Annotated in this window: 2 protein-coding genes; both read left to right on the forward strand. The window is 59.1% G+C overall.

Annotated elements, in window-relative coordinates; genetic code table 11:
* Nucleotides 1–442, forward strand: a 442-nt coding sequence (locus NP596_RS20965; RefSeq protein WP_305891837.1) for a calcium-binding protein, incomplete at its 5' end; no start/stop codon positions are given.
* A gap of 245 nt (nucleotides 443–687) precedes the next feature.
* The coding region (locus tag NP596_RS20970) for a type I secretion system permease/ATPase (RefSeq protein ID WP_256617332.1) at nucleotides 688–2,436 on the forward strand (1,749 nt) is incomplete at its 3' end.

Consider the following 2,436-nt stretch of genomic DNA (forward strand, 5'->3'; position numbering starts at 1 on the left):
TAGTAGTGGAAATGACACCCTGGACGGCGGCACCGGCAACGATTACCTGTCCGGCGGCACAGGTAACGATAGCTATCTGTTCAGTCGGGGCGGTGGACAGGATACAGTGTCCGACTATGACACAACCGCAGGTAATGCGGACACGTTGTCTTTCAATGAGGGCATAAGCAGCGACCAACTTTGGTTCCGCCACATCGGCTCGAACCTGGAACTCAGCATCATCGGCACCGACGATAGGTTGATTGTCCGGGATTGGTATTCCGGCTCGGCTTACCGTGTCGAACAATTTAAAACCACTGACGGCCTGACCCTGCTGGACAGCCAGGTGGAGAATCTGGTCAACGCCATGGCGGCCTTTGCGCCGCCGGCGGCTGGTCAAACCAGCTTGCCGCCGGATTACCAGACCGCATTGGCGCCGGTGTTGGCGGCCAATTGGCAGTAGATATGCCGCTGGCGGTTTCAACGCATGGCATAGTTCCTTGTTCTCACGCTCCAGGATGAGTTCCCACGGAGGACCGTGGGAACCGGATTATATGCACATTTTCCGGCATCCCGTTTGCCGGAAACACCCGCCCTTGCTGGCGCCGGGCGGGCTTATTCCGGCCTACAGCTCTATGGGTTCCCATTGATGCCCCGCGAGGGAACTGGATTATCCCATCAAACCTGTGTCACTGAAACGAGGAAAGCATGACTTTTAAACAGCCGCCGGCATCCCCTTTCGAACCGCCGCAAGCTAATCCTTCCCCGCAACAAGCCCCCAACACCGATACCGGCCTGATTGGCCTGGTCATGATGGCCCGCCTGCACGGCATTGCCGCCGATCCGGACCAGTTGGCGCACGAGTACCGCGACGGCGGCCGGCCCTTCGGCAACAGCGAAATTTTGCTGGCGGGAAAAAAGCTGGGCCTGAGCGTCAAGGCCGTCAACGTATCGTTAGGCCGTTTGTCGACCACGCCGCTGCCGGCCCTGGCCCGCGCCATTGACGGTAGTTATTTCATCCTGGCCAAAGTGGAAGCCGAGCAAGTGTTGATTCAATCGCCCACCAGCGGCCGGCCGCAGCGTTTGAGTCTTGTTGAACTGGGCGAACGCTGGCAAGGCGATTTGATTCTATTCACGTCGCGGGCTTCGTTGGCGGCGGAATTGGGTAAATTCGATTTCACCTGGTTCATCCCTGCGGTGGTCAAATACCGCAAGCTGCTGTTGGAGGTGTTGTTGGTCAGCTTCGTGTTGCAGTTGTTTGCGCTGGTAACGCCTTTGTTCTTTCAGGTGGTGATGGATAAGGTGCTGGTGCATCGCGGCTTTACCACCCTGGATGTGATCGCGGTCGGCCTGTTGGTGGTGACCTTGTTCGAGGTGCTGCTGACCGGCTTGCGCGGTTATGTGTTCGCCCACACCAGCAGCCGTATCGACGTGGAACTCGGGGCGCGGCTGTTCCGGCATTTGCTGAATCTGCCCATCGCCTATTTCGAAGCCCGCCGGGTGGGCGATTCGGTCGCCAGAGTGCGCGAGCTGGAGAATATCCGGGCTTTTTTAACCGGCAACGCCGTGACGGTAGTGCTGGATTTGTTGTTCTCGGTGGTGTTTCTGGCGGTGATGAGCTATTACAGTTGGGATTTGACCCTGATCGTCTTGGTGTCTTTGCCGTGCTATGTGATGTTGTCGTTGCTATACACTCCGCTGTTGCGCGGCCGCCTGCACGAAAAATTTAATCGCGGCGCCGAGAACCAAGCCTTTTTGGTGGAAGCCATCGCCGGCATTGGCACGGTCAAAGCCATGGCCGTGGAACCGCAATTGACCCGCCATTGGGATCAACAATTGGCCGCCTATATTGCCGCCGGTTTCCGCACCGCCACCATCGGCATCTTCGCCAACGGCGGCGTCACCCTGATCGGCAAACTGGTGACCGTGGCGACCATGTGGCTGGGCGCGCATTTGGTGATAGACGGCGAGCTGACGGTCGGCCAGTTGATCGCGTTCAACATGCTGGCCGGCCATGTGGCCCAGCCGGTGATGCGCTTGTCGCAGCTGTGGACCGATTTTCAGCAAACCGGTATCTCGATGCAGCGCTTGGGCGATATTTTGAACACCCGCAACGAAACGGCCGGCAACAAAAGCAGTCTGCCGCCGATTCAGGGCCGCATCCGCTTCGATCAGGTGGTGTTTCGTTACCAGCCGGACGGCAGTGAGGTGCTGCGCGGGATTAATCTCGACATCCGCGCCGGCGAAGTGATCGGCATCGTCGGCCGCTCCGGTTCCGGCAAGAGCACGTTGACCAAGCTGGTGCAACGCCTGTATGTGCCGGAACGCGGCCGAGTCTTGGTCGACGGCCTGGATTTGGCGCTGGCCGACGTCTCGTCCCTGCGCCGGCAGATCGGCGTGGTGTTGCAGGAAAACGTGCTGTTCAACCGCAGCATCCGCGACAACATTGCCCTGACC

This window comes from Methylomonas rivi, from assembly GCF_024505165.1.
Lineage (GTDB): Bacteria > Pseudomonadota > Gammaproteobacteria > Methylococcales > Methylomonadaceae > Methylomonas > Methylomonas rivi.